The 1,256-nt window shown below is 47.2% G+C and carries 1 protein-coding gene and 1 pseudogene; both read left to right on the plus strand.

What is annotated here, in order from left to right:
• The first annotated feature begins 319 nt into the window (after positions 1-319).
• Positions 320-992, plus strand: a pseudogene (locus C7N83_RS13880) (IS1595 family transposase).
• 82 nt (positions 993-1,074) lie between these two features.
• Positions 1,075-1,256 (plus strand): hypothetical protein (locus C7N83_RS15475; protein ID WP_211296677.1); only part of this gene is annotated, 182 nt, incomplete at its 3' end.

The following is a 1,256-nucleotide window of genomic DNA, read 5'->3' on the forward strand; positions in this document are numbered from 1 at the left end:
CCGAAACAACCCCCGTCCGGCCCGGTAGGGCCTCTGAAAACCCCGCCGGCTTCCTGCGCCAAATGACAGACAGCCACTTGGCGGGTTTTGCGGTAGGACAACATAGCCCAACCGGGTTGGATACCCAGAATATCAGCGGCTGCACGGGCTGTGGCTTCCGGTACGAAAAACCGGAGAAGTTTTCTTTGGGCATTCTTTGTTAATTTGCAATGGTTATCTTCATTTTTTCAGTCTGACATGACTGATAATCTATTTCAACCCCTAAAAAAATAAGGGGCTTAGGAAGCAAAATCATAAAACTTTATGGTAAGCCTATGATATGTATATTAAAAACAAGTACCCAAAGGCCGGTAAACTTTCCGGGCAGAAATTCCGGCAAATATTACACCTTTCTGCCTTAGATTTGACTGCTTCCGACACAGCCGGATTAACGGCAGCCAGTGTCCGAAGTGCCAACAACCAGTTCCCCAAACTGCGGCACCGTATTGCTGACGAATGTGGGAAGCAAATCCTGTTTTCAGGTATCACCGAACCAGATAGACCTTATTCCGGTGCCAGACGCATCCGTGGCAAACGGGCTCGGGGAGCCGGTGGAAAAACCACCGTATTGGGCATATTGAAGCGTGATGACAAGGTCCGTACCAGAACCGTACCCGGTGCTTTAAAAGCCACGCTGCAAAAGGTTATCCGGGGTCATCTCCCTATCAAAGGCGTTACCAATACCGATGGCCGGCGTGGTTCTGGTTGATATGGGCTGTGAAAAACACTTCCGTGTCCGTCACGCAGATAACGGGTTTGCCGGAGGGGTTCGGCATATCAACGGAATGGGGTCATTTTGGGCTTATGCAAAAAACAGGACGGTTAAATTTAACGGCGTATCCGGACGGACATTTTATTGGCACCTGAAAGAAACAGGATTCCGCTTTAATCACAGACATGATAACCTGTATGTAATTTTATTGGAAATGTTACGGAATATGCCTTTGGATTAGATTTGATTCCTAAGCCCCATAATAAATCATTTTTAAAATAGGAATATAGTAAAAGAAAAGCAAACATGACACACCAACCTTTATGACGGCATACGCAAAAGATCATCGGCAAATGGTACTTGGCAAGCCCAAATCAGGAATGGGCGATTGGGCAATAGCCGGTGAATACAACATCGGCAAAACCACCATTCAAAACCGGAAAAACAACCGGAGCGAAAAACCGTCACGGCTCGCAAAGGGAAGACAGACACGGCTTTACAACGC

It is taken from the genome of Neisseria iguanae (assembly GCF_003013245.1).
Classification (GTDB): Bacteria; Pseudomonadota; Gammaproteobacteria; order Burkholderiales; family Neisseriaceae; genus Neisseria; species Neisseria iguanae.